The following is a 25744-nucleotide window of genomic DNA, read 5'->3' on the forward strand; positions in this document are numbered from 1 at the left end:
CGGCCGGGCGAGCGGCGGACGGCTCCCGCCGGCCCGTGTGTGCCGGGCACCGGGCCGGGGTACTCCGGTGACCGGCCGTCCGCCCGTGACCGCCGCGGACCGCAGCGTCGGTGACGACCCGGGACGGACCGCCGCGGCACCGGGCCGCGCGACAGCCGTCGGCGGGAGGAGCGGCGCAGTGACGGGCTGGACCTGGGAGCACGAGGGGTACGACCCCGCCGACGCGCGCCTGCGGGAGTCGCTGTGCACCCTGGGCAACGGATACTTCGCCACCCGGGGCGCACTGCCGGAGTGCTCCGCGGACGAGGTGCACTACCCGGGCACCTACGCGGCCGGCATCTACAACCGGCTCGTCTCCGAGGTCGCCGGGCGGCACGTCGAGAACGAGGACATGGTCAACCTGCCCAACTGGCTGCCGCTGCGCTTCCGGCTCCCCGGCGAGCCCTGGCTCACCCCCGACACCGCCCACGTCCTCGACCACGGCGAGACCCTCCACCTGTCCTCGGGACTGCTGGAGCGCAGGACGCGGTACGGCCTCGGCGCCGGACGGACGCTCCTGGTGCGCCAGCACCGCTTCGTGCACATGGCCGACCCCCATCTGGCGGGTCTGCGCACCGAGTTCACCGCCGAGGGCTTCTCCGGCCCGCTCGAGACCGAGGCTGCGCTCGACGGCGACGTCACCAACGCGGGGGTGGCGCGCTACCGGGCGCTGGACGGCCGCCACCTGACTCACGTGCTCACCGGCACGACGGCCGCGGACACGGTGTGGCTGCGCTGCCGCACCCGCACCTCGGACATCCGGATCGCGCTCGCCGCACGGCTGACGTCACCCGCCCCCGTCACGAACCGGCACGACCGCCCGCGCGCCCTGCAGAGCACCCGCGTGGACCTGGCCGCCGGACACACCGTCACCGTCGACAAGATCGTCGCCCTGCACACCTCCCACGACCCCGCGATCAGCGACCCGCTGCACGCCGCCGTCGACCGGGTGGTCCGGGCGGGCGGCTTCGACGAGCTGCTCCCGCCGCACCTGACGGCCTGGGACCAGCTGTGGCGCCGGGCCGATCTGGACGTGCCCGGCGAGGCGGGCCGCATCCTGCGGCTGCACCTCTTCCACGTCCTGCAGACCCTCTCCCCGCACACCGCGGACCTGGACGTGGGGGTACCGGCCCGGGGACTGCACGGCGAGGCGTACCGGGGGCACGTCTTCTGGGACGAGCTGTTCGTCCTGCCGTACCTCAACCTGCACTTCCCCGAGGTCTCCCGCGCCCTGCTGCACCACCGTCACCGGCGTCTGGAGCGCGCCCGCACCGCCGCCCGGGACGCCGGGCGGCACGGCGCGATGTACCCCTGGCAGAGCGGCAGCGACGGGCGGGAGGAGACCCAGCAGCTGCACCTCAACCCCCGCTCCGGCCGCTGGCTGCCCGACCACTCCCGCCTCCAGCACCACGTCGGGTCGGCGATCGCGTACAACGTCTGGCAGTACTGCGAGGCCAGCGGCGACCAGGAGTTCCTGCACACCAAGGGCGCCGAGATGCTGCTGAACATCTCCCGCTTCTGGGCGGACTCCGCGGGCTTCGACGACCGTCTGGGCCGCTACCGCATCAAGGGCGTGGTCGGCCCCGACGAGTACCACGACGCCTACCCGGACGCCGCCGAACCGGGCCTCGACGACAACGCCTACACCAACGTCACGGCCGCCTGGGTGCTCGCCCGCACCCTGGAGGTGCTGCGCGGTCTGCCCGAGCCGCGCCGGCGGGAACTCGCCGAGCGGACCGGACTGGACACGAGGGAGCTGGAGAAGTGGGAGGAGGTCTCCCGCACCCTGTACGTCCCCTTCCACCACGGCGTCATCAGCCAGTTCGAGGGCTACGGCGAACTCGCCGAGCTCGACTGGCGGGGCTACCGGCACCGCTACGGCGACATCCGTCGCCTGGACCGGCTGCTGGAGGCCGAGGGCGACAGCGTCAACCGGTACCAGGCGTCCAAGCAGGCGGACGTCCTGATGCTGGGCTACCTGTTCTCACCCGCCGAACTCCAGGGGGTCTTCCGCAGGCTGGGGACGGACCTGGACGAGCGGACCTGGCGGCGCACGGTCGATTACTACCTGCACCGCACCAGCCACGGCTCCACCCTCAGCGGCCTGGTCCACGGCCGGGTGCTGGCCCGGGCCCGGCGCGCCGACGCCTGGGCGTTCTGTCAGGAGGCCCTCCAGGCGGACATCGCCGACATCCAGGGCGGCACCACCGGAGAGGGCATCCACCTGGGCGCCATGGCCGGCACCCTCGACCTCGTCCAGCGCGGACTGACCGGTCTGGAGACCCGCGGCGGGGCCCTGTGGCTCGACCCGGTGCCGCTGCCCGAACTCTCCTCCTACGGCTTCACCCTGCGCTACCACGGCCACTGGGGCGTCCGGCTGCGGCTGGAACACGGCCTGCTGGAGATCGCCGTGCCCTCCTCCGGCCGCTCCCCGATCGAGGTCCACCTCCCGGACCGCACGGTTCGCCTCCGGCCCGGCGAGACGGACCGCCTGGCCCTCCCGGACTGACGCGCGCGGGCGCCCGCCCGGTCCGGGGGGACGGACCGGGCGGGCGCCCGGCGGGGAACCCTCGCGGGACAGGGGGTCAGGCGCCGCTCTCGCGCAGCATGTCCTCGCGCTCCACGATCTTCACGCGCTCACGGCCCTGCGGCTCGCCCAGCGCCTTCTCCGCGGCGTCCAGGCGGTACCAGCCGTCCCAGGTGGTGAAGCGGATGCCGCGCTCGGCGAGGAACGCGTCCACGGCCTCCGGGGCGGGCGAGCCGGGCGTCTGGAGCCGGCCGGCAGCGTAGTCCTCCAGCAGGTTCCCCACCGTCTCGTTGGCGTCGCCCTTGGTGTGGCCGATCAGGCCCACCGGACCGCGCCGGATCCAGCCGGTGACGTACGTGGAGTCCAGGTGCTCGCCGGTCTCCTGGACGACGCGTCCGCCCTCGTCCGGGACCGTGCCGGAGGCGATGTCCCAGGGCAGCTTGGGGAGCTTGTCGGAGAGGTAGCCCACGGCCCGGTAGACCGCGGTGACGTCCCAGTCCTTGAACTCGCCGGTCCCCGTCACGTTGCCGGTGCCGTCGAGTGCGGTGCGCTCGGTGCGCAGGCCGACGACCTTGCCGTCCTCGCCGAGGATCTCGGTGGGGGACTCGAAGAAGTGCAGGAACAGCTTGTGCGGACGGTCGCCGACGTCGCGGATCGCCCAGTTCTCCAGGGTCTTGGCGACCATGTCGGCCTGCTTGTTGCCGCGCCGGGTGGCGATCGAACCGTCGTCGTAGTCGATGTCCTCGGGGTCGACGATCACCTCGATGGTGGGGGAGTGGTCCAGCTCCCGCAGCTCCATCGGGCTGAACTTCGCCTGCGCCGGGCCACGGCGGCCGAAGACGTGGATCTCCATCGCCTTGTTGGCCTTCAGGCCCTCGTAGACGTTCGGCGGGATCTCGGTGGGCAGCAGCTCGTCGGCCGTCTTGGCCAGGATGCGGGCCACGTCGAGGGCGACGTTGCCGACGCCGAGCACGGCGACCTTCTCGGCCTCGAGGGGCCAGGTGCGCGGCACGTCCGGGTGGCCGTCGTACCAGGAGACGAAGTCCGCGGCGCCGTAGGAACCGTCGAGGTCGATGCCCGGGATCGGCAGCGCGCGGTCGGCCGTGGCGCCGGTGGCGAAGATCACGCCGTCGTAGAACGCGCGCAGGTCGTCGAGGTGGACGTCGGTCCCGTAGTCCACGTTGCCGAACAGCCGGACCTGCGGCTTGTCGAGCACCTGGTGCAGGGCCGTGATGATGCCCTTGATCCGCGGGTGGTCGGGGGCGACGCCGTAACGGATCAGTCCGAACGGCGCCGGCATGCGCTCGAAGATGTCGATGGACACACCCGGTTCGGTGGCCACGTCGGACTTGAGCAGGGCGTCGGCGGCGTAGATCCCGGCGGGGCCGGATCCGACGATGGCTACCCGCAGGGGGCGGGGCATGGTCAGGTTCCCTTCGAGCGATGACAGGCGACTCGGTGGAAGCCTAAACTGAGGCATGCCTTACCTGGTACGCGGGTCCGGTCTATGGGCTCATAAGCCTCTCTTATGAGTTCTCCCCAGGTGTCCTTATGGGCGGTTCACGGAAGGTGCTGTTCCGTCCAGATGACCTTGCCGGCCGGCAGATAGCGGGTGCCCCAGCGCTCGGCGAGCTGGGCGACCAGGAACAGGCCCCGTCCGCCCTCGTCCGTCATGGTCGCGTACCGCAGATGGGGCGAGGTGCTGCTGCTGTCGTACACCTCACAGATCAGGTTGCGCTCGTGGAGCATCCGCACCCGGATGGGGGCGCCGCCGTGGCGGAGCGCGTTGGTGACCAGCTCGCTCAGGATCAGCTCCGTGGCGAACGTCAGCTCCTCCAGCCCCCACTCGGCCAGCTTCCGGGTGACCGCGGCCCGCACCTCGCCCACGGCCGCCGGATCCGGCGGCACCGGCCACTCGGCGACCCGCCCGGCGGCCAGCGCCCGCGTCCGCGCCACCAGCAGGGCGATGTCGTCACCCGCCCGCGCCGGGCGCCGGGACTCCAGCACGACCCTGCACATGTCCTCGGGGGAGTCGCCGGCCCGGGACAGCGCCTCGCGCAACCGCTCCAGGCCGACGTCGATGTCGTGCCCCCGGTCCTCGACCAGCCCGTCGGTGTAGAGGACCAGCCGGCTGCCCTCCGGCAGTTCCCGGTCGGCCGACTCGAACGGCAGACCGCCGAGTCCCAGCGGAGGGCCGGGGGGCACGTCCCAGAACTCCACACCGCCGTCCGGGCGGACCACGGCCGGCGGCGGATGACCGGCCCGGGCCACGGTGCAGTGCCGGGAGACCGGGTCGTAGACGGCGTACAGACAGGTCGCCCCCGTCACCGGCGCGCTCTGCTCGTCCTGTGCCTCGTCCTGGTCGATCCGCCCGACCAGCTCGTCGAGCAGGGTGAGGAGCTCGTCGGGCGGGAGGTCGAGGGCGGAGAAGTTGTGCACCGCGGTGCGCAGCCGCCCCATCGTGGCCGCCGCGTGCAGGCCGTGGCCGACGACGTCGCCGACCACGAGCGCGACCCGGGCTCCGGACAGCGGCAGCACGTCGAACCAGTCCCCGCCCACCCCGGCCTGCGCGGGAAGGTAGCGGTAGGCGATCTCCAGGGCGCTCTGCTCGGGCAGGCTGCGCGGCAGCAGGCTCCGCTGGAGCGTCACCGCCATGCCGTGCTCGCGTGTGTAACGGCGGGCGTTGTCGATGGAGACCGCGGCCCGGGCGACCAGCTCCTCCGCCAGGGCCAGCTCATCGGTGTCGAACGGCTCCGTCTTCCGTGAACGCCAGAAGCTGACCACCCCGAGCACCAGCGACCCGGCCCGCAGCGGCACGGTGGTCAGCGAGTGGATGCCGTACTCCATGACCTGCCCGGAGCGCTCCACGTCCTGCGCGTGCCAGCCCGGTGCCAGGCCGAGCCGGGGCTCCAGGACAGGCCGGCCGGTGGTGAGGCTGACGCCCTGCGGGGACGACGCGACGAAGCGGATCCGCTCGCCCCTGGGGTAGAGCGGGGCGTCCGCGTCGATCCCCGCCGACGCCGCGCGGCGCAGGACACCGGTCGCGTCGGGGTGGCCGCCGGCCAGCACCGACTCGAACAGGTCCACCGTGACGTGGTCGGCGAACCGCGGTACGGCCAGCTCGGCGAGCTCCTCGGCCGTGCGGGTGACGTCCAGGCTCGTCCCGATGCCCACCCCCGCGTCGTAGAGCATGTTGAGCCGCTCGCGCGAGAGCTCCGCCCGCCCGGACAGGGCGCGCAGCTCGGTGGAGTCGCGGACCGTGGCCACGCTGCCGGGCGGGCCGCCCGCCCGGTCGGTGGGCCGCTGGTTGACCGCCAGCAGCCGGTCGGCCACCGGGTGCACCTCGTCCGTGACGACGCGGCCCGAGGACAGCAGCTCGGCGGTGCCGGAGTCCAGGCCGAGGTCCAGCACGTGCCGGCCCTCGGCGTCCTCGGGCAGGCCGAGCAGCCGGCGCGCCTCGTCGTTGGCGAGCATGAGCGTCCCGTCGCCGTCGACGATGATCACCCCTTCGCGCACCGCGTGCAGCACCGCGTCGTGGTGTTCGTACATGCGGGTCATCTCGCGCGGGCCCAGGCCGTGGGTCTGGCGCAGCAGCCGTCTGCTCACCAGGGCCGCGCCCCCGGTGGCCAGGGCGAGCGCGGCGAGCGCCGCGCCCAGGACGAGGGGCAGCTGGTCCTGGGCGGCCCCGCCGACGTGCTCGGTCGTGATGCCGGCCGACACCAGGCCCACCACCTCACCACCGGGGTCCTTCACCGGCACCACCGCCTGCACCAGCCGTCCGATGGTGCCCTCGATCTCCTCCACCACCGGCTCACCGGCCAGTGCGGGCCCGATGGTGCCGACGAACCTCCCCCCGATGCGGTCCGGTCTGGGGTGCGTGTAACGGATGCCGTCGTTGTCCATGACGACGACGAAGTCGACCCGTGCCTGCTCGCGGACGGCCTCGGCGCGCGGCTGGAGCACGGCCGTGGGGTCGGGGGAGTCCAGCGCCTCGACGACGCCCGGCGCGTTCGCGAAGGTCTCCGCGACGGCGAGCGAGCGGTTGCGGGCCTCCTGTGTGCTGTCCCGCTGCACCTGCAGCACCAGCGCCACGACGGCCGCCACGACCAGCAGCAGCACGATCACCAGGTACAGCACGAACACCTGTCCGGCGACGCTGCGCCCGCTCAGCACCGACCGCAGTCCCGCCGCCGGGCGCCACCGGGAACGGCCGTCCGCGTCCCGCCGGCGCCTCACGGACGCCGCGGAGCCGGGCGGCCGGGTCCGGGATCGACCCATGAGTCGGACCATGTGCCATGTCTACACTGCCGCGCCGTGCGAGGCGAGGGACGGCACCCGCCTGACCGGCGGGTCGTCACCTGTCCGTCACCGGTTCCCCGGGTCGCGCGCGGCCGTCCCCCCGTGACCGCGCGCGACCCTCCCCCGGCGCGCGGCCCGTCCCCCGAGGGGCTGCGCGCGTTCCTCGACCGGGCCACCCCGGCGCACCGTGCTCCGCGGCCTCAGTCGGCCAGGGCGCGGGCCAGTTCCGTGGTGGCGCGGGCGATCTCGGTGTCCGGCTCGGCCAGCAGCCGCTTCAGGTCGCCGCGCCGGGCGCGCACCGCCTGCCGGGCGGCCCGCTCCCACACCACCGGGTTCTCCCGGCGGTTGAGCAGCTTGGGGTACGCGGCGGCGGTGCTCTCCCACTGCCGGGCGTCGGCGATGGCCCTGAGCAGCTGGATGATCCCGGCCCGGCAGGTGACGTGCGGCAGCTGGGCCAGCTCCCAGAGGAAGGGGACCGTGGCGGCGGTGGCCTGTTCCGTGACGAAGCCGTACTGGCAGATCCGCTTCCGCAGGTCCTCCAGGGCGGCGCGGGCGGTGCCGGTGTCCCCCCAGGCGATGCCGTGCAGCAGCAGGGGGATGGCCGCCGCCGATCCGGTGGAGTCCTGCATGTCGGCCCAGGGCACACGGGACAGTTCCATGAGAGGCGTGGTACGTGCCACTCCGGTGGGGGACGTGTGGCGCACAGGGCGCTCGCTGCTCGGGTGTTCCGTAGAAGCGCTGCGCATGGCGTGGGTGCCTTTCCGCGGCAGTCGTGTCAGGTGGGCGGTCGGGTCGACGGCCGGGCCCGCGCCGTCGTGCCGGCGGCGGGGCGGTGGTCGTCGGGAGCGGAGGAGCGCGCACGCGCGGGCCCCTCCGGACGGTGTGCGGGGCGCCCCGCACGGGCGGACGCGGGGCGGACCGTCTGCGCCGCCGGGTGCGTCCACCCGTGCGGCCCCTGTGGGAGCGGTCCGCACGGGCGTGCCGGCGCCGTGCCGGGGCCGCCCGTCGGTGCCACGGCGGCGGCCGGCGGCCGGAGCAGTGGATGCGCAGGTGATGACACGGCATCTCCCTGATGCGACGTCAGGACGGGGCGCCAGCACGGGGGTTGACGCCGCAGCTATTATCCACCCTGACAGCGCTCGCATGCAATTGCACGAGAAATTGCGCGAGATTTTTCCGGTGCGGCCGACGTCCGGACGGCGTGCCGGGAGACACGGGAACAGCGAGGAGACGGCGGTGCCAGGAGTGCGGAACGGAGTGCGGGCCAGTCAGTTGGACGTCCGCTGGATCAAGAGCCGGCACAGCAACGCGGAGGGCAACTGCGTCGAGGTGGCCCCGCTGACCGACGGGGGGATAGCGATGCGCAACTCCCGCGACCCCGACGGTCCCGCCCTCGTCTACACGGCCGCGGAGCTGGCGGCGTTCCTGGCCGGCGCGAAGGACGGTGAGTTCGACCACCTCGTCTGAAACGCCCGCGCCCGACCGGCCCCGGCTGTCCGGACCGGGGCCGTTCGGGCGGAATCCGGCTCACCACTTCCTCCGGGCTTTCGTACGCGGATGCGGTGAGGGACAGTCAGGTGCGATAGTGTGAATCGCCCCTGTGCCGGTCTGCTGGGAGTCAGGATGTCCGCCGCGTCGCCTCGAATCTCCCGTCTGGAATCCTATCTGGACAAACCCGAGCCCGCCCCGACCCTGCTGAAGATGCTGGTCGGTGTGCAGCTGGCGGGTTTCCGCGACGATGCCGGGTTCTCCCAGGACCAGGCGGCGCGCTCCGTCGGCTTCAGCCCGGCGAAGCTCTCCCGCATCGAGTCCGGCAAGGGCCGCCGCCCGCCGACCGAGGGCGACGTCCGGGCACTGCTGACGCTGTACGGCACCGACGAGTACGAGGCCTCGGTCCTGCTCAAACTGCTCCGGCGGGCCGGCGAGCCGGGCTGGTGGCAGCGGTACGACAAGCGGCTGATGCCCGAGTGGTTCGACCGGCTGGTGGGGCTCCAGGAGGCCGCCGCCACCATCCGCACCTTCGAGATCCAGTACGTCCCCGGGCTGTTGCAGACCGCCGCCTACACCCGCGCGGTCGTCGAGCGGGGGCTGCCGAACGCCCCGGAGGGCGAGGTGCGGCGCCGGGTCGAATTGCGCATGCGCCGCGCCGAACTGCTGCTGCGCGAGGCCGCGCCGCAGCTCTGGGCCGTCATCGACGAGTCGGTCCTGCTGCGCGTCCTGGGCAGCCGCGCGGTGATGCGCGAGCAGCTCGAGCACCTGGTGACGATGGCCGGGCGGGCCAATGTGACGGTGCAGATCGTGCCGCTGGACGTGACGAACGCGTCGGCTCCCGCCATCCCCGTGACCTATCTGCGCTTCGGCGGGCTCGACCTGCCCGACGTGGTCTACCTGGAGCACATCAGGAGCGCCAACTTCCTCGAGGACCGCGACGAGACGGAGGAGTACCGGATCGCGCTGGACCGCCTCGCCGACGAGGCGCTCACACCGCGCGACTCGGTGGAAGTGCTCCGCAGGACGATCAAGGAGCGCTACGCCGCGGAGTAGCCGCGGACCCGGACGCGCCGACGCCCCCGCGCAGGACCCGGACGGTCCGGTGGGGGCGTCGGCGCGTCCGGGGTCACGACGGGATCCTGCCCACACCGCCGAACTCGATCCACTCCTTGGTGAGCTGACGGGGCGCCACCTCGCTGTCCGGGCGCCAGGTGGACACCTCCACCAGGCCGGGCTCCAGGATCTCCAGGCCCTCGAAGTACGACTCGACGTCCTTGGGCTCGCGCACCCGGCCCCAGTTCCCGTGGGTCGCCCGGTCCATGAAGTCGGTGACGAACTCGCGGACCCCGGCGTCCTCGCTGACGAGCTGGCACATCACCATGAAACTGCCCGGCGCCAGCCGTTCGCGCACCCGGCGGGCCAGGGCGAGCGGACCGTCGGTGTCACTGTCCGGGATGCAGTGGAAGACCGAGTTGAACAGCACGCACACCGGCTCCGAGAAGTCGATCAGCCGCCGGGTCTCCGGGTGGCCGAATATCCCGTCGGTGTCGCGCATGTCGGCCTGGATGACCACGGTGCGCCGGTCCTGCTCCAGCAGGGCGCGGCCGTGCACCAGCACCATCGGGTCGTTGTCGGTGTACACCACGTGGGTGGTCGGGTCGATGCGCTGCGCGACCTGGTGGACGTTGTCCTGGGTGGGCAGGCCGGAACCGTGGTCCAGGTACTGCCGTATCCCGTACTCCTGCGTCAGGGTGCGGACCACCCGCTGGAGGAAGCGCCGGTTGTTCAGCGCCAGGCGACGGGTGCTGGGCACCACCTTGTCGAGTTCCTCGGTCGCGGCACGGTCCGCCGCGTAGTTGTCCTTGCCGCCCAGGTAGTAGTCGTACATGCGCGCCGCCGTCGGCACGGTCGCGTCGATCTCGGTGGACAACTGCTTGCCGGTGTGCATCGTTCCCCCTGCGGGCCGCGCCAACTGGACTGGCTGGACAGGGAGTACATCCTAGGGAGCCCCGCGGGAGCCGTGCCAGCCCATCGGGGAAACACCCCCCGGAACGGTCGACGTGCCGGTGGCCGGGATGACCCGCAGTGTCCTGTCCGGCGCGTAGGGTAGGCGCTTGCGTGCCGGAGGAGGGGGACTCGCGCGGCGGCGTCGGTCTCCCGTGGGAAGGCCGGACCTTGGACAGCTCGACGGACCGGATCGCGAACCCCCGGGGCGCGCACCCCTTGTGCGCCCGGCGCCCCCTGGCCGGTCCGCACCGACACGCATCTGGCGGAAGGGGTCGCCGAGGAGGACGTGGAGCGGTGGGTGCGGTCCGCCTCCGTCCTGCAGGGCGTCTACCCGTCCCACCAGGCCTCCGCCGCCGCCGTCCGGGTCAACAACCTCCACCTGATCCGCGGCATGCCGGGCCGTCCCGGCTGCGGGCTGCTGCAGATGAACGGCCAGCCCACCGCCGGGAACACCCGCGAATGCGAGGCCACCCGGGACCGGGAGCTGCTGGAGCCGGCCTCCTCCTGCCATCCGCAGCCCCTCCGCCGGATGCGCTGGACCAACACGACGATCAAGGTGCTGTCGCCGCAGCTCCTCGTCGGCGTGTGACCGGTCCGGGCGACGGACCCCCGCCGACGCCTGCATCAGCGCGTGTGCCCCGCTATCGTCGGTTTCGTCCCTACGGGACGTCCGTCGCCGGCGTCGCCGGCGGCCGGCCATCCGCTGCCCCGGGAGGCACGCGTGGACGACTACTACGACCTCGGCGACCACCGCAGGCCCGTGACGACCGCCTCCGCCGACGCCCAACTCTGGTTCGACCGCGGACTGATGTGGACGTACGCGTTCAACCACGAGGAGGCGGTCTCCTGTTTCGAGAAGGCGGCCGGGGCCGACCCGGACTGCGCCATGGCCCACTGGGGCATCGCCTACGCCCTCGGCCCCAATTACAACAAACCCTGGGAGGCCTTCGACGGCGACGAACTCGCCGGCACCGTCGCACGCACCCACCGGGCGGTGGAGCGGGCGCACGAGAAGGCCGCGCACGCCACCCCGGTCGAGCGGGCGCTCATCGAGGCCCTGCGCGCCCGCTACCCCCAGGCGGAGGCCGCCGAGGACTGCTCGGTGTGGAACGAGCCCTACGCGGACCGGATGCTCGCCGTGTACGAGGACGCCCCCGGCGACCCGGACGTGGCCACGCTCTGCGCCGACGCCCTGATGAACCTCACGCCCTGGCAGCTGTGGGACCTGCGGACCGGCCGTCCGGCCGACGGAGCCCGCACCCTGGAGGCCAAGGCCGTCCTCGACGGCGCGCTCGCCACCGACGCGGGCGCCCGCCACCCCGGCATCCTCCACCTGTACATCCACCTGATGGAGATGTCCCCCACGCCGGAAGCCGCCCTCACCGTCGCCGACCGGCTGCGCGGCGCCGTACCCGACGCCGGGCACCTGAACCACATGCCCTCGCACCTGGAAGTGCTGTGCGGCGACTACCGCCGGGTCGTCTCCGACAACACCGCCGCCGTCGCCGCCGACGAGAAGTACCTCGAGCGGGCCGGCGCCATGAACTTCTACACGCTCTACCGTGCCCACAACCACCACTTCAGGATCTACGGAGCCCTGTTCGCCGGGCAGTCGGAGGTGGCCCTGGACGCCGCCGCGCGGCTCGAGGCCGCCGTCCCCGAGGAACTCCTCCGGGTGCAGAGCCCGCCCATGGCCGACTGGCTCGAGGGGTTCCTGGCGATGCGCGTCCACGTCCTGATCCGCTTCGGCCGCTGGGACGACGTCCTGGCGCTGCCGTTCCCCGCCGATCCGGAGCTGTACTGCGTGACCACCGCCATGCTCCACTACGCCCGGGGCGTCGCCCTCTCCGCGACCGGCGCCACCGGCCGGGCCGAGGCCGAACGGGACGACTTCCGCGCGGCCGTGCGCCGCGTCCCCGCGACCCGGATGCTGTTCAACAACACCTGCCACGACATCCTCGAGGTCGCGTCCGCGATGCTGGACGGCGAACTCGCCTACCGGCAGGGCGCGTACGACACCGCCTTCGCCGCGCTGGAGCGGTCGGTCGAACTGGACGACAACCTGCCCTACGACGAGCCCTGGGGCTGGATGCAGCCCACCCGGCACGCCTACGGGGCGCTGCTGCTGGAGCAGGGCCGCGTCGCGGAGGCCGAGGCCGTGTACCGCGCCGACCTCGGGCTCGACGCCACCCTGCCCCGGCCCCGGCAGCACCCGGGCAACGTCTGGTCGCTGCACGGGTTCCACGAGTGCCTGCTGCGCACCGGAAGGAACGGGGAGGCGGCGATCGTCGCCCAGCAGCTCAAGCAGGCGGCCGCGCTGGCGGACGTGCCCATCGAGGCGTCCTGCTTCTGCCGCCTGGAGGTCCACCGGCCGGCGCCCTCCGGCGACGGCCGTCCCTGCCACTGAACCGGTCCGCTCGGGCCGGCCCGGTGGCAGGGGCGGTCTCCCGCCTCAGCTCGCCTCGACGACGGCCTGGAACGTCTTCATGCAGGAGAAGCAGTGCCGGTCCGTCATGTGCCGACGAGCCGACTCGTCCTGCTTGCGCTTCTCCACTCCGCAGAGCGTGGATGACTTGTCCGACGTGAGGACATGCCACACCAGCTCCCCCGAGGTGTCTGCACCGCACCACATCTCGTGCATTCCCAGCTCCCTCCGGGTAGGCATGGAGGCCGCTTCCATACGAGCACGGTCCGGCCCCGGGGGGCTCGCCCGGAGGGCCAGTCGGGTGACACGCGGGACCGCCGGGGGCGAAGGACGGACGTCACCGCACGGGGAAGCGGGAGCGGCGCGGGCCGGCTCCGCGCACCGCGGTCACCGTCGGCGCCGCCCCCGACGGTGACCGCGTCCGTCCGGCCGCCCCCGTCGTGCCGGTGCCTGCCGTGCGCGCGGGCACGGCCGCCCCCCCCCCGGAGTCCGAGCACGCCGCGGGACCCGGCGCGGCGCACGAGACCGGTGAGATTGCCGGTCCGCGCCGGCCCCCTCCTCTCCGACAGTGGCACCGCCAGTCAATCGACGGCGCCCCCGGCCGGGGCACGGCCCCACCACGCCGCAGTTCCCGTGCGCCGGCCGGGCGGTCCGCCGCGACAGAGAGGACTCCCCGTCGTGCAGCAGCACCCCCACACCCGCAGGCGCGGAAGCGGCCGGTTCGCCGGACTGACCGCGGCCCTCGCCGCCGTCGTCGCGCTCACCACGCTCAGCGGCCCCGGCGCCCACGCGGCCGACAACCCCTACGAACGCGGTCCGGCGCCCACCGGATCGAGCATCGAGGCGCTGCGCGGCCCGTACGCGGTCTCGGACGTCTCCGTCTCCTCGCTGGCCGTCACCGGCTTCGGCGGAGGCACCATCTACTACCCGACCAGCACCGCCGACGGCACCTTCGGCGCGATCGCCGTCTCGCCCGGCTTCACCGCCTACCAGTCCTCCATCGCCTGGCTGGGTCCGCGCCTGGCCTCCCAGGGGTTCGTGGTGTTCACCATCGACACCAACACCACCCTCGACCAGCCCGCCTCCCGCGGCGACCAGCTGCTCGCCGCGCTGGACTACCTCACCCAGCGCAGCGCGGTCCGCGGCCGCATCGACAGCAGCCGGCTCGGCGTCATGGGCCACTCGATGGGCGGCGGCGGAACCCTCGAAGCCGCCAAGGACCGGCCCTCGCTCCAGGCGGCGATCCCGCTGACGCCCTGGAACCTCGACAAGACCTGGTCCGAGGTCAGGACCCCCACCCTCCTGTTCGGCGCCGACGGCGACACCATCGCTCCCGTCTCCAGCCACGCCGAGCCCCTCTACACCGGCCTGCCGTCCTCCCTGGACCGGGCCTACATCGAGCTGAACGGCGCCACCCACTTCACGCCCAACTCGTCGAACACGACGATCGCGAAGTACAGCATCTCCTGGCTGAAGCGGTTCATCGACAACGACACCCGCTACGAGCAGTTCCTGTGCCCGCTGCCCCGGCCGAGCCTGACGGTCGAGGAGTCCCGGGGCAACTGCCCGCACACCTCCTGAGTCCCCGGACTCCCGGCACACGACCACCCGGTGGCGGTCCGCGCACGGCGCGGGCCGCCACCGGCGTTGTGCGCGCGCACCGCCGCAGGCCGGTCCCCCTGGGCGCCGGCACACGGGTGGACGCGTCCCCTCCACATCTTCTTACGCGTGAGTAACATCAGGGGGATGACCGGACAGACGACCCCGCGACGGCAGGCGGTCCACCGGCTGCCGGAGGGGCTGCGCACCGCCGGCGGCGTCCGCGTCGTGACCGGTGAACCCGGTTGCGGCCGCACCACGTTCCTCGAGTGCGCCGCCCGCTCCTTCCACGCCGGACCCGTGTGGCACGTACGGGCCGGCTCCGGCCGTACCGCGCCGCCCCTGAGCGGTCTGCACGCCTTGCTGCGCGCCGCCGGCCGCACCGTGCGGGTCCCCGACGACGGTACGGCGGGGGAGGTGCTGTTCGACGTCCTGCGCGTGGCGGCCGACGCGTCGCCGCTCCTGGTGTGCGTGGACGACGCGCATCTGTGGGACGCGGCCTCCCGCGCCGCGCTGGGGCACGCCGCCGCGCGGGCGCGCGCGGCGGGGCTGCGGGCCGGACTGCTCCTCACGGTTCCCGGACACCGGCCCGTCGACCGGGAACTGGCGGGGTTGCCCGTGCTGCGGCTGGGCCCCCTGGCGCCCGGGGACGCGGCACGGACGGTCGACGACATGACGGACGGTGCCGTCGACCCCGGCGTGCGCGAGGAGCTGGTGGCGGAGGCGGAGGGCAATCCCGCCCTGCTGCTGGCGCTGATCCACCGGCTGTCGCCCGCCCAGCTCGCCGGGTGCCGGCCGCTGCCCCGGCCACTGGCCGACGGGGAGGTGCTCACCGGGGTGACCGGCGGATGTCCGACCGGTCTGCCGCCGGACCGGGCCGCCCTGCTGCTGGCGACGGCGGCCGCCGTGCACGCGACGGGGGAACCGGACGCCGACGCGGACCTGGTACGGAGGGCGGCCGGGACGGGCCCGGCGGAGCCGTTGCCCGAGGTGCTGGTGGCGGCCGAGGGCCGCCTGCGGTTCCGCAGCGCGCTGCTGGCACGGGCGGTGTACGCGGGTGCGCCGCCCGAGCGGCGCCGTGCCGCGCACCGCGCACTGGCCGAGTGCCTGACGGACGCCGGCGCGGAGGGCGTCCTCGCGCTGCTGCACCGTTCCTGGACCGTCACGGGCCCCGCTCCCGGCCTCGCGGCCGGCCTCGCGGCGGCAGCGGCCTCCGCACCGCCGGACCTGCGCCGCAGGGCGCTCACCCGCGCCGCCGGACTGACACCGGACGGGGAGGAGCGGGCGCACCGCTACACCGCCGCCGCGGCACAGGCACTCCTCACCGGGCGCTCGCCCGAGGCCCTGCGCCTGCTCGAGGCCGCGCGGAGCGGTCCGGCACCCGCGTCGGTACGCGGCGGCGCGGAACTCCTGCGGGGCACGGTGCTCCTCGCCGACGGGCCGGTGGACGACGCCCGTGAGTCCTTCCTGCTCGCCGCGGGACTGCTGGCCGGGTCCGGTCACGCGTCCGCGGGCACGGCGGCCCTGGGGGCGGCGGACGCCGCCTGGGCCGCCGGTGATCCCGCCTCCTGCCTCCACGCCCTCACGGCCGCCGCGACGCGCACACCGGCCGCCGGGAACGAGGCGTGGGGTGCCGCCCTGCGCTCCGGGCCGCTCCGGGACCACCGGGAGGGGATGCGGGCCGTGCTCCTGGGACGGTTCGACCGCGCCGCCGGTCCGCTGCGCAGGGTGGTCGAACACGGGCTGTCCGGCGGCGATCCCGAGCCGCTCCTGCGGTCCGCCTCCGCCGCGCTCATGCTCGGTGACGTGACCGCCGCCCGCCGCGCCGGCGCGAGGGCGCTCGCCGCGGCCCGCACCCTCGGCTGCGCCGCCCTCGAACCGAGGGCGCTGGAGTACCTGGCCTACGCCGAACTGCGCGCCGGACGCCACCAGCTGGCCCGCACCCACGCCGAGGAGGGACTGCGCACCGCGTCGCGGGCCGGGCAGCGCAACACCGCCGCCCACCACCACGCGGTGCTGGCGCTCGCCGCGTCCATCGAGGGGGAGCGGGAGATCGTCGCCGAACACGCCGCCGCGGCCCTGCGCACCGCCCGCCGGCACGGACTGGCGCAGGCCGCGACGCTCGCCCAGTGGGCCGCGGCCCGCGCCGACCTCGGCGCCGGCCGCCCCCGCGAGGCGGCGGACCGGCTCGGCCCCCTGGTCGGCCCCGGCGCGCGCCGCGGCCACTTCGCGGTGTGGATGCTCGCCGTCCCCTGCTTCGTGGAGGCCGCCGCACTCGCCGGACGCCCCGAGCGCGCGGCCGCGGCCGTCGAGGACTTCGCCCGATGGGCCGCGTGCGGAGCCGACCCCCAGGCCCCCGCCCAGCTCCTGCGCTGCCGCGCCCTCCTGGCCGCCCCGGACGCGGCCGGCGCCCTGTACCTGGGCGCCCTGGACCGTCACGGGGAGACGGCCGGGGACTTCGAGCGGGCGCGCACCGAACTGCTCTACGGCAAGTGGCTGCGGCGCAGGCGCCGGCTGCGCGAGGCGCGGGACCGTCTCGGGGAGGCGCTGGTGGGCTTCGAGCGCTGCGGCGCGCACCTGTGGGCGCAGCAGGCCGCCGCCGAGTCACGGGCGGGTGGTGCGGCCCCCGGCCGGCCGGGGGCCGGGGAGCTGTCCCGGCTCACCCCGCAGCAGCTGCGCATCGCACGGTGTGTCGCCGAGGGCGCCACCAACCGGGAGGTGGCCCTGAGCCTGTCCGTCAGCACCCGCACCGTCGACTACCACCTGCGGAACATCTTCTCCACCCTGGGCGTCCGTTCCCGGGTCGAGCTGGTCCGCCTCGTCGGGCAGACGGAAAAGACCGGTGCACAGCTCTAGGGACCGACCGGACGGTATGTCATCCTTCGGGGCAGGACGAGTCCGATGGCGGCCGGCCCACGGGCTCCCCCGTACCGGCCGGACGCCGTTACGGGGGAGCGCCGCCGCACGGGCACCGCCGGGAAACCGACCCTGGGGGGAGATGCGCGATGCAACACGCCGTACGGTCACGTACCCTGCCGCGCCCTGGACCCGCGCCCGCGCCGCGGCCGCGCACGCCGCGGGTGCGGTCGCTGATCGACGCCGACGCGCTGCGCGTGCTGCACCGGGCCGCCCGCGTCCTGCTGGACGACCTGCCCCAGCTCACCGACGGGCTGGTCGCCGTCCTGCAGGAGCAGGAGCCCGCGTACCGGACCGCGGTGGAGGGGGACGCCGCCGCGACCTGGCAGGAGGTGCACCGCTCGCTGCGGCACAGCATCTCCTCCCTGATCGATCCGCGGGGCGCCCGTGACGCGGCACGGCACTGCTCCTGGAAGATCGGCGCCACGCGCGCCGAGCAGGGGCTGCCGCTGGACGCCCTGCTGCACGCCTTCCGGCTGGGCGGCTCGCTGGTGTGGCAGGGCCTGGTCGACGAGACCTCCCGGACGGCGCCCGAGGACGTACGGCTGCTGGTGCACGTGGCGTCCGACGTGTGGAACTTCGTCGACGAGCACTGCACCCTCGTCGCGGACGCCTACCGGCAGACCGAGCGGCAACTGGCGTGGCGGAGGGAGAACAGGGTGCGTCTGCTGGCCGCGGCCCTGCTGGACGGCACGAGCAGGATCGCCGACCTGCCCGAGGCCGCGCAGGCGCTGGACCTGCCCGAGCACGGGCGGTACGTGGTCGTCGCGGTCGCCGGCGGCGGGCCCACCGGTTGTCCCGCTGCCCAGGCGGTCCTGGCTCCGGGTGTGCGCGCGCACTGGCACACGGGCGTGGACGCCGATCACGGCATCGTCCTGGTCGAGGACGGCACGGAGCCCGTCGTCCCGGAGGAACGGGCGGCGGGGGTGCGGGTGGGCGTCAGCAGCGCGGTCGAGGGGCTGTCCGCCGTGGGGGAGGCGCGCCGGCTGGCGGACACCGCGCTGAGCCTGTGCCCCGAGCAGGGCGGCACGGTCCACCTGACCGAGCACCTGCCGGCGGCGCTGGTGGTGTCGAGTCCCGAACTCGGCGCCGCGCTGGCCGAGCGGCTGCTCGGCCCGCTGGCCCACCTCGAACCCGCCGACGCGGAGGTCCTGCTGGACACCCTGGCCACCTGGCTGGCCTGCGACGGCTCGGCCCAGCGGGCGAGCCGCCGCCTCTACTGCCACCGCAACACGGTCCTCAACCGCCTCCGCCGCTACGAACAACTCACCGGCCGCTCCCTCTCCCGCCCCACCGACCTGATCGAGGTCAGCCTGGCCCTGACGGCCCGCACCCTCCTCCGCCCCTGACCCCACCCCGCCCGGCCGCGGGCGGCCGTGCCTCCCCCGCCCGAGCGCAGCCGAGGGCCGGGGGAGGGCCGTCGCGGCGGCACCCGCGCCGGAGGCGGCGAGTGACACCCCGGCCCTGTGCTCGACCCCGGTGCCGCCGCGACGGCCCCGCCTGGGCACCCGCACAACCCCCGCCCACCCGCGTTGGTACGCCGCAGCGTACGGGCGCCGAAAGCTGTACCGCTCCTCCGCCCCCGTGCTGTCGTGAGGCACCCCTTCCCCCGAAGCCGTCGCCGCCCCGCGCGGCCCGGCCCCGAGGAGCCGTGATGCCCGAAGCACCACCGGACAGCCCACCCGCGCTGCACGTCGAGGACGTCGACGTGACCTACGGCCGCGCGCTGTCCGCCCTCCGCTCCGTGTCCCTGACCGTGCCGCACGGCGCCGTCGTCGCCCTGCTCGGCGCCAACGGCGCAGGCAAGACGACCCTGCTGCGCGCCGTCTCCGGCACGCTGCGCCTGCACCGCGGCGCGATCACGGCCGGCCGCGTCCGCTACGGCGCGACGGTGCTCGACGGCAAGGACCCCGTCGCGGCGGTACGCGCCGGGGTCGTCCAGGTCCCCGAGGGGCGACGGGTGTTCGCCGGACTCTCGGTCGACGAGAACCTGCGCTCCGGCGGCCTCGGCCTCGGGCGGCGCGGCCGCGCCCAGGTCCAGGAGGCCCGCGACCGGGTCCTCACGCTCTTCCCCCGCCTCGCCGAGCGCACCCACCAGGCGGCCGGCCTGCTCTCCGGCGGCGAACAGCAGATGCTCGCCATCGGCCGCGCCCTGATGGCCGCCCCGCGCCTGCTGCTCCTCGACGAGCCCTCCCTCGGCCTCGCCCCGCAGATGGTGTACCGCATCGCCGAGGTGATCCGCGAGATCAACGCCCAGGGCACCGCCGTCCTCCTCGTCGAGCAGAACGCCGGCATGGCGCTCTCCCTCGCCGACCACGCGCACGTCCTGGAGGTCGGCGAGACCCGGCTGTCCGGCCCCGCCGACGAACTCGCCCGCACCGACGCCGTACGCCGCCTCTACCTGGGCGAGCCGGCCGAGGACCAGGGGGCGGCGTGACCGACCGCACCACCACCGCGCCGCCCGTGCTCGACGTGCGGGACGTCACCGTGCGCTTCGCCGGACTCACCGCCCTCGACGGCGTCTCCTTCACCGTCGCCCCCGGCTCGGTGCACGCGCTCATCGGACCCAACGGCGCCGGCAAGTCGACCTGCTTCAACGTGCTGTCGGGCCTGTGCCGCCCGGCCGCCGGCACGGTGACGCTCGGCGACACCGAGCTGACCCGCCTCGCCCCGCACCGCATCGCCGCGCTCGGCGTGGCCCGCACCTTCCAGAACATCGTCACCACCCACGGCACCGTCGCCGACAACCTGATGCTCGGCCGCCACGCCCTGTCCCGCGCCGGGTTCGCCGCGAGCGCGCTGCGCCTGCCGAGCGCCGCACGGGAACAGCGCGAACACCTCGCCAGAGCGCGCGAGATCGCCGGACTCACCGGTCTCGGACCCCACTTCGACAGCCCCGTCGCCCTGCTGTCGTACGGCGACCGCAAGCGCGTCGAACTCGCCCGCGCCCTCTGCCTGGAGCCCCGTGTGCTGCTCCTCGACGAACCCGTGGCCGGCATGAACGCCGCCGAACGCGCCCGCACCGCCGAGGTGGTGGGCGAACTCCGCGCCGCACTCGGCCTGTCCGTCGTCCTCGTCGAGCACGACATGGGCCTCGTCATGCGCCTCGCCGACGACGTCACGGTGCTCGACTTCGGCAGGCCCATCGCCCACGGCACCCCCGACGAGGTCCGCCGGGACCCCGAGGTGCTGCGCGCCTACCTCGGCACCGACGCGCCCGGGGAGGACGCGGCATGACGGCCTTCCTCGACAACGTCCTCGGCGGACTGGCGCTCGGCGCGGTCTACGCGCTGGTCGCCCTCGGCTTCGTCGTCATCTTCAAGGCCTCCGGCGTCCTCAACTTCGCCCACGGCTCCCTGCTCCTGCTCGGCGGCTACCTCACCGCCGTGCTCCACGACGACCTCGGCTTCGCCGGGGCGCTCGCCCTGGCGGTCCTCACCACGGCCGCCCTCGCCGGCGCGCTCGACCGGTTCCTGCTGCAACGAGGCGGCCAGGACGCCCACTCCGCCCATGTGCAGACCATCGTCACCATCGGCATCGACATCGTCCTGCTCACCGACCTCTCCCGGCGCATCGGCGGCGACCTGCTGTCCCTGGGGGACCCGTGGGGCGACGCGGTGACCGAACTGGGCCCGGTGACCGTCGCCGACAGCCGGCTCGCCGCGATCGTGGTGTCGGCCGCGGTCATCGGCGGGGTGTTCGCGCTCTTCCGGTTCACCTCCTGGGGACTGTCCCTGCGGGCGGCGGCCGAGGACCTGGAGGCCGCCGCGCTCATGGGCGTACGGCTCGGCCGGGTGCGCGCGGGCGCCTGGTGCCTGGCGGGCGCGCTCGCCGCGCTGGCCGCCGTGTTCCTCGCCGCGTTCCCCGCGCCCGGACTGGAGCGCACCACCGGGCAGATCGCCCTCAACGCCTTCCCGGCCGCGATCCTCGGCGGCCTCGCCTCCCCGGCCGGCGCCCTCGCGGGCAGCCTGATCATCGGCCTGACCGAGGCGCTCGTCGTCGGCTACCAGTCCGAACTGCACGTCCTCGGCGAGGGGTTCGGCGACGTCGCCCCGTACGCGGTGATGCTGCTCGTCCTCCTCGTACGGCCCACCGGGCTGTTCGGCGCGAAGGGGGCGGCCCGTGTCTGACCGACTCCTCGCCGCCCTCACCCGCCGCCGGGCCCGGCTCCTGCCGCTCGCCGTCCTCCTGTGCCTGCCGCCGTTCTACCTGGACGCCTTCTGGCTGCGCATCGGCCTGTTCTCCATGGCGGCCGCCATCGGCGCCACCGGCCTCGCCCTGCTCAGCGGCACCGCGGGGCAACTCTCCCTCGGTCACGCCTTCTTCCTCGCCGTCGGCGCCTACGGCTACGCCTGGCTCGCGGGCGAACCGGGTCCAGGACTGCCCCCGGTCCTCGCCGCGCTCCTCGCGGTCCTGCTCGCGGGAGCGGCCGGCGGCCTGTTCAGCCCCGTCGCCGCCCGGGTCAAGGGCATCTACCTGGGCATCGCCACCCTCGCGCTGGTCTTCCTCGGCCACCACGTCCTGCTGACCGCCGACTCCGTCACCGGCGGCTTCAACGGCCGCTCCGTGCCCCCGCTCACCCTCGGCGGGTTCACCTTCGCGCAGGGCGATCCCGAACTGACCGTCCTCGGGGTGCCGTTCGGCGCGGAGGAACGGCTGTGGTTCCTGGGCCTGGCCCTGTTCGCTTTCACCTGGTTCACCGCCCGCGGCCTGCTGCGCTCACGCCCCGGCCGGGCGCTGGCCGCCCTGCGCGACAGCGAGACCGCGGCCGCCGTGATGGGCGTCGACGTCGCCCGGCACCGCTCGGCGGCCTTCGTGGTGTCGTCGATGTACGCGGGCCTCGCGGGAGTGCTGCTGGCGCTCGCCTTCCGCCGCGTCGTCCCGGACTACTTCTCCCTCGCGCTCTCCGTCGACTACCTCGCCATGATCGTCATCGGTGGTCTCGGGTCCGTCGCCGGAGCCACCGCCGGCGCCGTCTTCGTCACCGCCCTGCCGCTGCTGATGACCCGGTACGCCGACCAGCTCCCGCTGGTGACCGCCCCGGGCTCCGCCGAGGGCGCCGTGGGCCCCACCGAGGCGGCCCGCTACCTCTACGGCGCGGCGATCGTCCTGGTCCTGCTGTACGCCCCCGACGGTCTGCACGGCCTGGCACGCCGGGTCCGAGGCCGCGTACGGCGCCGCCGATCCCGCACCCCCGCCCCGGACACCGTCGTCCCCCCGCCTCCGCAACCGGCCGCACGACCCAAGGAGCACACTCCGTGAACACCACGCACCGAACCCGCCGCACCCGGCGCCGTACCGCCAAGGCCGTCCTCGCCGGCGCCCTCGCCCTGCTGCTCGCGGCCACCGGATGCAGCTCCAAGGCGGACGACGGCGACAAGGGCGGCGAGGCCGCCGACGGCGTCCGCACCGGGCCCGGCGTCGACGCCGACACCATCAGACTGGGCGCCCTCACCGACCTGACCGGCCCCTACGCCACCCTCGGCAAGAGCATCGTGCAGGCCCAGCAGATGTGGGCCGACGAGACCAACGCCAAGGGCGGCATCTGCGACCGCACGGTGGAGATCGTCGTCAAGGACCACGGCTACGACGTGCAGAAGGCGGTCACCGCCTACGCCGACATCGCCCCGGACGTCGTGGCGCTGCCCCAGGTCATCGGCTCCCCGGTGGTCGCCGCGCTGCTCGACGACATCGAGCGGGACAAGGTGCTCACCTTCCCGCAGGCCTGGGCGGCCTCCCTGCTCGGCAGGGACGCCATCCAGGTCCTCGGCACCACCTACGACGTCGACATGATCGCCGCCGTCGAGTTCCTCACCCGCACCAAGGGCCTGAAGAAGGGCGACACCATCGGCCACGTCCACTTCGAGGGCGACTACGGAGCCAACGCGCTGGAAGGATCCACCTGGGCGGCCCGGAAGGCCGGACTGAAGGTGGCCGGACAGAAGATCAAGGCCACGGACACCGACCTGTCCGCCCAGGTCTCGGCCCTGCGCAAGGAGGGCGTGAAGGCCGTCCTGATCAGCGCCGGGCCCGCGCAGACGGCCTCCCTCGTCGGCGTCGCGGCCTCCCGCGGTCTGAAGGTCCCCGTCGTCAGCAGCGCCCCCGGCTTCGCACCCCAGCTCATGAAGACCCCCGCCGCGCCCGCCCTGGCGGCGATGCTCAGCATCGTGAGCGCGGCGCCCGCGGTCAGCTCCGACCTGCCCGGCGTGAAGACCATGGTGGCGTCGTACCGGAAGAAGTACCCGGACTCGCCGGTCGACTCCGGCGTGCTCTCCGGGTACAACGCCGCCCGGCTCATGGGCGCCGACCTGGAGAAGGCCTGCGAGGCGGGCGGCCTCACCCGCGAGGACGTCGTCAAGGCGCACCGCGCGCAGACGAACGCCGACACCGGCCTCGGCACCCCGCAGGACTTCTCCGACGTCGACCGCCCCGCGAGCGTCGAGACGTACGTGCTCACGCCCGACGCCGAGGCGGTCGGCGGCGTGGTGAACGCGGAGGACGCGCACGCGGCGCCGGGAGTGGAGGAGTACCTGTCCGCGCGGTGACGGACGGCCGGGCACCCCGGCGGACCCCGGGGGAGGGGGACCCCGGGGTCAGCCGCCGGCCGCCTCCGGATCGCGGTCGGACGACGGCCAGACGTACGGCAGGTCGTCCGGCTCCCCGGGGAAGAACTCCGCGTAGACGTCCGGTTCCTTGCGGAGCAGCGCCGAACGGTGGCTGCGGTGCATGGCGTCGTCCCCGAGCCAGGGCGGCAGCTCGCCGGCCTCGGCCAGCTCCCGCTGGCTGCGCACCGGCGCGCCGGGCCGCACCCGGGCGAGGTCGGCCACGAGGGTGGCGGCGCAGCTGTCCTGGTGGCCACGGTCGCGCCAGACGCGGCAGATCTCCAGGCCGTACCGCACCAGCGCCTCCTCGTAGCCGGTCCACATGCGGACCGCGGGATGACGGCGCCACCCGTAGCCCGGCACGGTCAGACCGCGCAGCACCTGGATCGTCTCCACCCGCTGTTTGCCCAGCCGGCGCCGGTCGAGCACCAGCGCCGACTCGCAGAAGTCGGGGTACGGCAGGAAGGTCTGCATACGGCCGTCCGAACTGTGTGGGGGCCAAGCGGCTCACCGCACCGCAGTTCCCCGTCCGCGGCGGCGCACACCTCGTGCCGCCCCCGGGGCCCGGCCCAGCGTGCCCGGCCGGGCCTCGCACCACAGGTCGACGCCGCCCTCGGTGGCGTACGCGTCGATCTCGGCCGGTTCCCCGGCGTCGAGGTCGAGGTTCTCCAGTGCGGCGACGTTCTGCTCCGGCTGCTCGGTGCGGGACGCGCCGATGACCGGCGAGGTGACCCGCGGGTCGCGCAGGGCCCGGGCCGGCGCCATCTGCGCGAGGGCCTGCCGGCGCCGGGCCGCGATGCCCTTCAGGGCGCGCAGCCGGTGCAGCGCGTCGTCGGTCGGCCACCCGGTGCCGAACGACGTGCCGGCCGCCGCCCGCGGCCCGCCGTCGGGACAGCGTCCGGTCAGCGGCCCCTGCGCGAGCGCGGTGAAGCCGATGACCCCGAAGCCCCCGCCACAGCGCCCCCGCCCGGTCGGGAAGTCCGACCGGCCCCTCCCGCGGAACGCGGCGGCACGGCTCCGGGACCGGCGGGCGGACGGGGCGACGGATTGGAGTCCGCGCCGACGGGCAGGCGAAAGCGGAAGCGGCACGAGCACGACCGCCCCGCTCCCCACAAGGAGATCGCCCATGCGAGTCCGTACGCTGACCGGCGGCCTGGCCGCGGTCCTCCTCCTGTCCGGCCCCCTGCTGAACGGCCCCGCCACGGCCGTTCCGTCCGCCGCGGTCCAGCGCCAGGCGACCGACGACGTGGTCACCTACGACGCGAGCGGCGCCGCGGAGTTCAAGGCCGCGGTCGAGAAGGGCGCGGCGGTCTGGAACGAGAGCGTGGAGGCCGTCGAGCTGCGTCCGGCCGCGTCCGGGCAGCGCGCCGACGTCCGGATCGTGGCGGACGACGGCTGGCCCCGCTCCGTCCCCGCCTCACTGGGCAGCGGCACCGTCTACTTCGGGCGCCAGGCCGTGGACCGGGGCTACTCCACGATCCGGATCGCGGCCCACGAACTCGGCCACCTGCTCGGCCTGCCGGACCGCAAGCCCGGTCCCTGCTCCAGCCTGATGTCGGGTGCCAGCGCCGGAACCTCGTGCACCAGCCCCTACCCGAGCGCGGCGGAGAAGGCGCAGGTCGAGCGGAACTTCGAGGGAGCCCCCGCCGGAGCACTCCTGGGGCGGAGGTGAACCGATGTGACTACTGGGGCGATCGCCGCTATGGTTGTCCCAGGTCGCGGCGACGGAAACCTCCGCAACCCGACCGTGCGTTGGTGGTCCAAGGAAAGACGCCCCGCTTCCTGCGGGGAGATGCAGGTGCAAGGCCTGCCCGGCGCTCCCTCGCGAGCCCCGTCCCG

Annotated in this window: 20 protein-coding genes and 1 pseudogene; 14 read left to right on the forward strand and 7 right to left on the reverse strand. The window is 74.4% G+C overall.

The annotated features are described in order from the left end of the window. Positions 1–178 precede the first annotated feature (178 nt). Positions 179–2548: a glycoside hydrolase family 65 protein gene (locus ABTY20_RS08995; RefSeq protein ID WP_351996301.1), complete on the forward strand. Its 2370-nt coding sequence runs from the start codon at positions 179–181 to the stop codon at positions 2546–2548. A gap of 76 nt (positions 2549–2624) precedes the next feature. On the opposite strand, the gene ABTY20_RS09000 is transcribed toward ABTY20_RS08995, so the two are convergent. The 3 genes from ABTY20_RS09000 to ABTY20_RS09010 form a co-directional block, all read right to left on the reverse strand. Continuing rightward, complete coding sequence (locus tag ABTY20_RS09000) at positions 2625–3989, reverse strand: FAD-dependent oxidoreductase (RefSeq protein ID WP_351996302.1); 1365 nt, start codon at positions 3987–3989, stop codon at positions 2625–2627. Positions 3990–4126: 137 nt separating this feature from the next. Continuing rightward, the gene (locus ABTY20_RS09005) at positions 4127–6856 is read right to left on the reverse strand and encodes a SpoIIE family protein phosphatase (protein ID WP_502991773.1); all 2730 of its coding nucleotides are present in this window, start codon (positions 6854–6856) and stop codon (positions 4127–4129) included. Between the two features lie 209 nt (positions 6857–7065). Beyond that, positions 7066–7611 carry a hypothetical protein gene (locus ABTY20_RS09010; RefSeq protein WP_351996304.1) on the reverse strand — a complete coding sequence of 182 codons (546 nt, stop codon included), beginning with the start codon at positions 7609–7611 and terminating at the stop codon, positions 7066–7068. Between the two features lie 490 nt (positions 7612–8101). Between ABTY20_RS09010 and ABTY20_RS09015 the strand changes: the two genes are divergently transcribed. Together ABTY20_RS09015 and ABTY20_RS09020 are read left to right on the forward strand one after the other, a co-directional pair. Next, entirely contained in the window at positions 8102–8332 is a 231-nt protein-coding gene (locus ABTY20_RS09015) for a DUF397 domain-containing protein (protein WP_351996305.1), read from the forward strand. Between the two features lie 156 nt (positions 8333–8488). Further along, a complete protein-coding gene (locus ABTY20_RS09020) occupies positions 8489–9409 on the forward strand; it encodes a helix-turn-helix domain-containing protein (protein WP_351996306.1) in 921 nt (306 codons plus the stop codon). Between the two features lie 73 nt (positions 9410–9482). Here the strand turns inward: ABTY20_RS09020 and ABTY20_RS09025 are convergent, their stop codons facing one another. Continuing rightward, entirely contained in the window at positions 9483–10304 is an 822-nt protein-coding gene (locus ABTY20_RS09025; RefSeq protein WP_351996307.1) for an SAM-dependent methyltransferase, read from the reverse strand. A gap of 345 nt (positions 10305–10649) precedes the next feature. Here ABTY20_RS09025 and ABTY20_RS09030 point away from each other — a divergent pair, with 345 nt between their 5' ends. Next, positions 10650–10952, forward strand: coding sequence for a hypothetical protein (locus tag ABTY20_RS09030; RefSeq protein WP_351996361.1), 303 nt, complete (start codon positions 10650–10652; stop codon positions 10950–10952). A 132-nt stretch (positions 10953–11084) separates the two neighbouring features. Beyond that, positions 11085–12770 carry a tetratricopeptide repeat protein gene (locus ABTY20_RS09035; RefSeq protein ID WP_351996308.1) on the forward strand — a complete coding sequence of 562 codons (1686 nt, stop codon included), beginning with the start codon at positions 11085–11087 and terminating at the stop codon, positions 12768–12770. A 45-nt stretch (positions 12771–12815) separates the two neighbouring features. On the opposite strand, the gene ABTY20_RS09040 is transcribed toward ABTY20_RS09035, so the two are convergent. Continuing rightward, positions 12816–13028, reverse strand: coding sequence for a hypothetical protein (locus ABTY20_RS09040; protein WP_351996309.1), 213 nt, complete (start codon positions 13026–13028; stop codon positions 12816–12818). Between the two features lie 438 nt (positions 13029–13466). Between ABTY20_RS09040 and bdeA the strand changes: the two genes are divergently transcribed. The 8 genes from bdeA (at position 13467) to ABTY20_RS09080 (ending at position 23848) form a co-directional block, all read left to right on the forward strand. Further along, the gene (bdeA, locus tag ABTY20_RS09045; RefSeq protein ID WP_351996310.1) at positions 13467–14369 is read left to right on the forward strand and encodes a bis(hydroxyethyl) terephthalate hydrolase; all 903 of its coding nucleotides are present in this window, start codon (positions 13467–13469) and stop codon (positions 14367–14369) included. A 165-nt stretch (positions 14370–14534) separates the two neighbouring features. Then, positions 14535–17243, forward strand: a complete 2709-nt coding sequence (locus ABTY20_RS09050; protein WP_351996311.1) for a helix-turn-helix transcriptional regulator — start codon at positions 14535–14537, stop codon at positions 17241–17243. A gap of 149 nt (positions 17244–17392) precedes the next feature. Next, positions 17393–18652: a PucR family transcriptional regulator gene (locus ABTY20_RS09055; protein WP_351996312.1), complete on the forward strand. Its 1260-nt coding sequence runs from the start codon at positions 17393–17395 to the stop codon at positions 18650–18652. 305 nt (positions 18653–18957) lie between these two features. After that, positions 18958–19740 (forward strand): ABC transporter ATP-binding protein, encoded by a 783-nt coding sequence (locus ABTY20_RS09060; RefSeq protein WP_351996313.1) that lies wholly within the window; start codon positions 18958–18960, stop codon positions 19738–19740. Beyond that, positions 19737–20540 carry an ABC transporter ATP-binding protein gene (locus tag ABTY20_RS09065; protein WP_351996314.1) on the forward strand — a complete coding sequence of 268 codons (804 nt, stop codon included), beginning with the start codon at positions 19737–19739 and terminating at the stop codon, positions 20538–20540. The genes ABTY20_RS09060 and ABTY20_RS09065 overlap by 4 nt, the downstream gene beginning before the upstream one ends. Further along, on the forward strand, positions 20537–21433 hold the full coding sequence (locus ABTY20_RS09070; protein WP_351996315.1) for a branched-chain amino acid ABC transporter permease: 897 nt from the start codon (positions 20537–20539) through the stop codon (positions 21431–21433). Before ABTY20_RS09065 ends, ABTY20_RS09070 begins: the two co-directional genes overlap by 4 nt. Further along, entirely contained in the window at positions 21426–22565 is a 1140-nt protein-coding gene (locus ABTY20_RS09075; RefSeq protein WP_351996316.1) for a branched-chain amino acid ABC transporter permease, read from the forward strand. Before ABTY20_RS09070 ends, ABTY20_RS09075 begins: the two co-directional genes overlap by 8 nt. Continuing rightward, positions 22562–23848 carry an ABC transporter substrate-binding protein gene (locus ABTY20_RS09080; protein WP_351996317.1) on the forward strand — a complete coding sequence of 429 codons (1287 nt, stop codon included), beginning with the start codon at positions 22562–22564 and terminating at the stop codon, positions 23846–23848. The genes ABTY20_RS09075 and ABTY20_RS09080 overlap by 4 nt, the downstream gene beginning before the upstream one ends. Positions 23849–23896: 48 nt before the next feature. Here the strand turns inward: ABTY20_RS09080 and ABTY20_RS09085 are convergent, their stop codons facing one another. Beyond that, complete coding sequence (locus ABTY20_RS09085) at positions 23897–24379, reverse strand: MSMEG_6728 family protein (RefSeq protein WP_351996318.1); 483 nt, start codon at positions 24377–24379, stop codon at positions 23897–23899. 33 nt (positions 24380–24412) lie between these two features. Further along, positions 24413–24853 (reverse strand): annotated as a pseudogene (locus ABTY20_RS09090) (aldo/keto reductase); the annotation flags it as partial. 178 nt (positions 24854–25031) lie between these two features. Between ABTY20_RS09090 and ABTY20_RS09095 the strand changes: the two are divergent. Beyond that, positions 25032–25577 carry a snapalysin family zinc-dependent metalloprotease gene (locus tag ABTY20_RS09095; RefSeq protein ID WP_351996319.1) on the forward strand — a complete coding sequence of 182 codons (546 nt, stop codon included), beginning with the start codon at positions 25032–25034 and terminating at the stop codon, positions 25575–25577. The last annotated feature ends 167 nt before the right edge of the window (positions 25578–25744 follow it).

The sequence above is a fragment of the Streptomyces sp. NPDC126497 genome (assembly GCF_040302425.1).
Classification (GTDB): domain Bacteria; phylum Actinomycetota; class Actinomycetes; order Streptomycetales; family Streptomycetaceae; genus Streptomyces.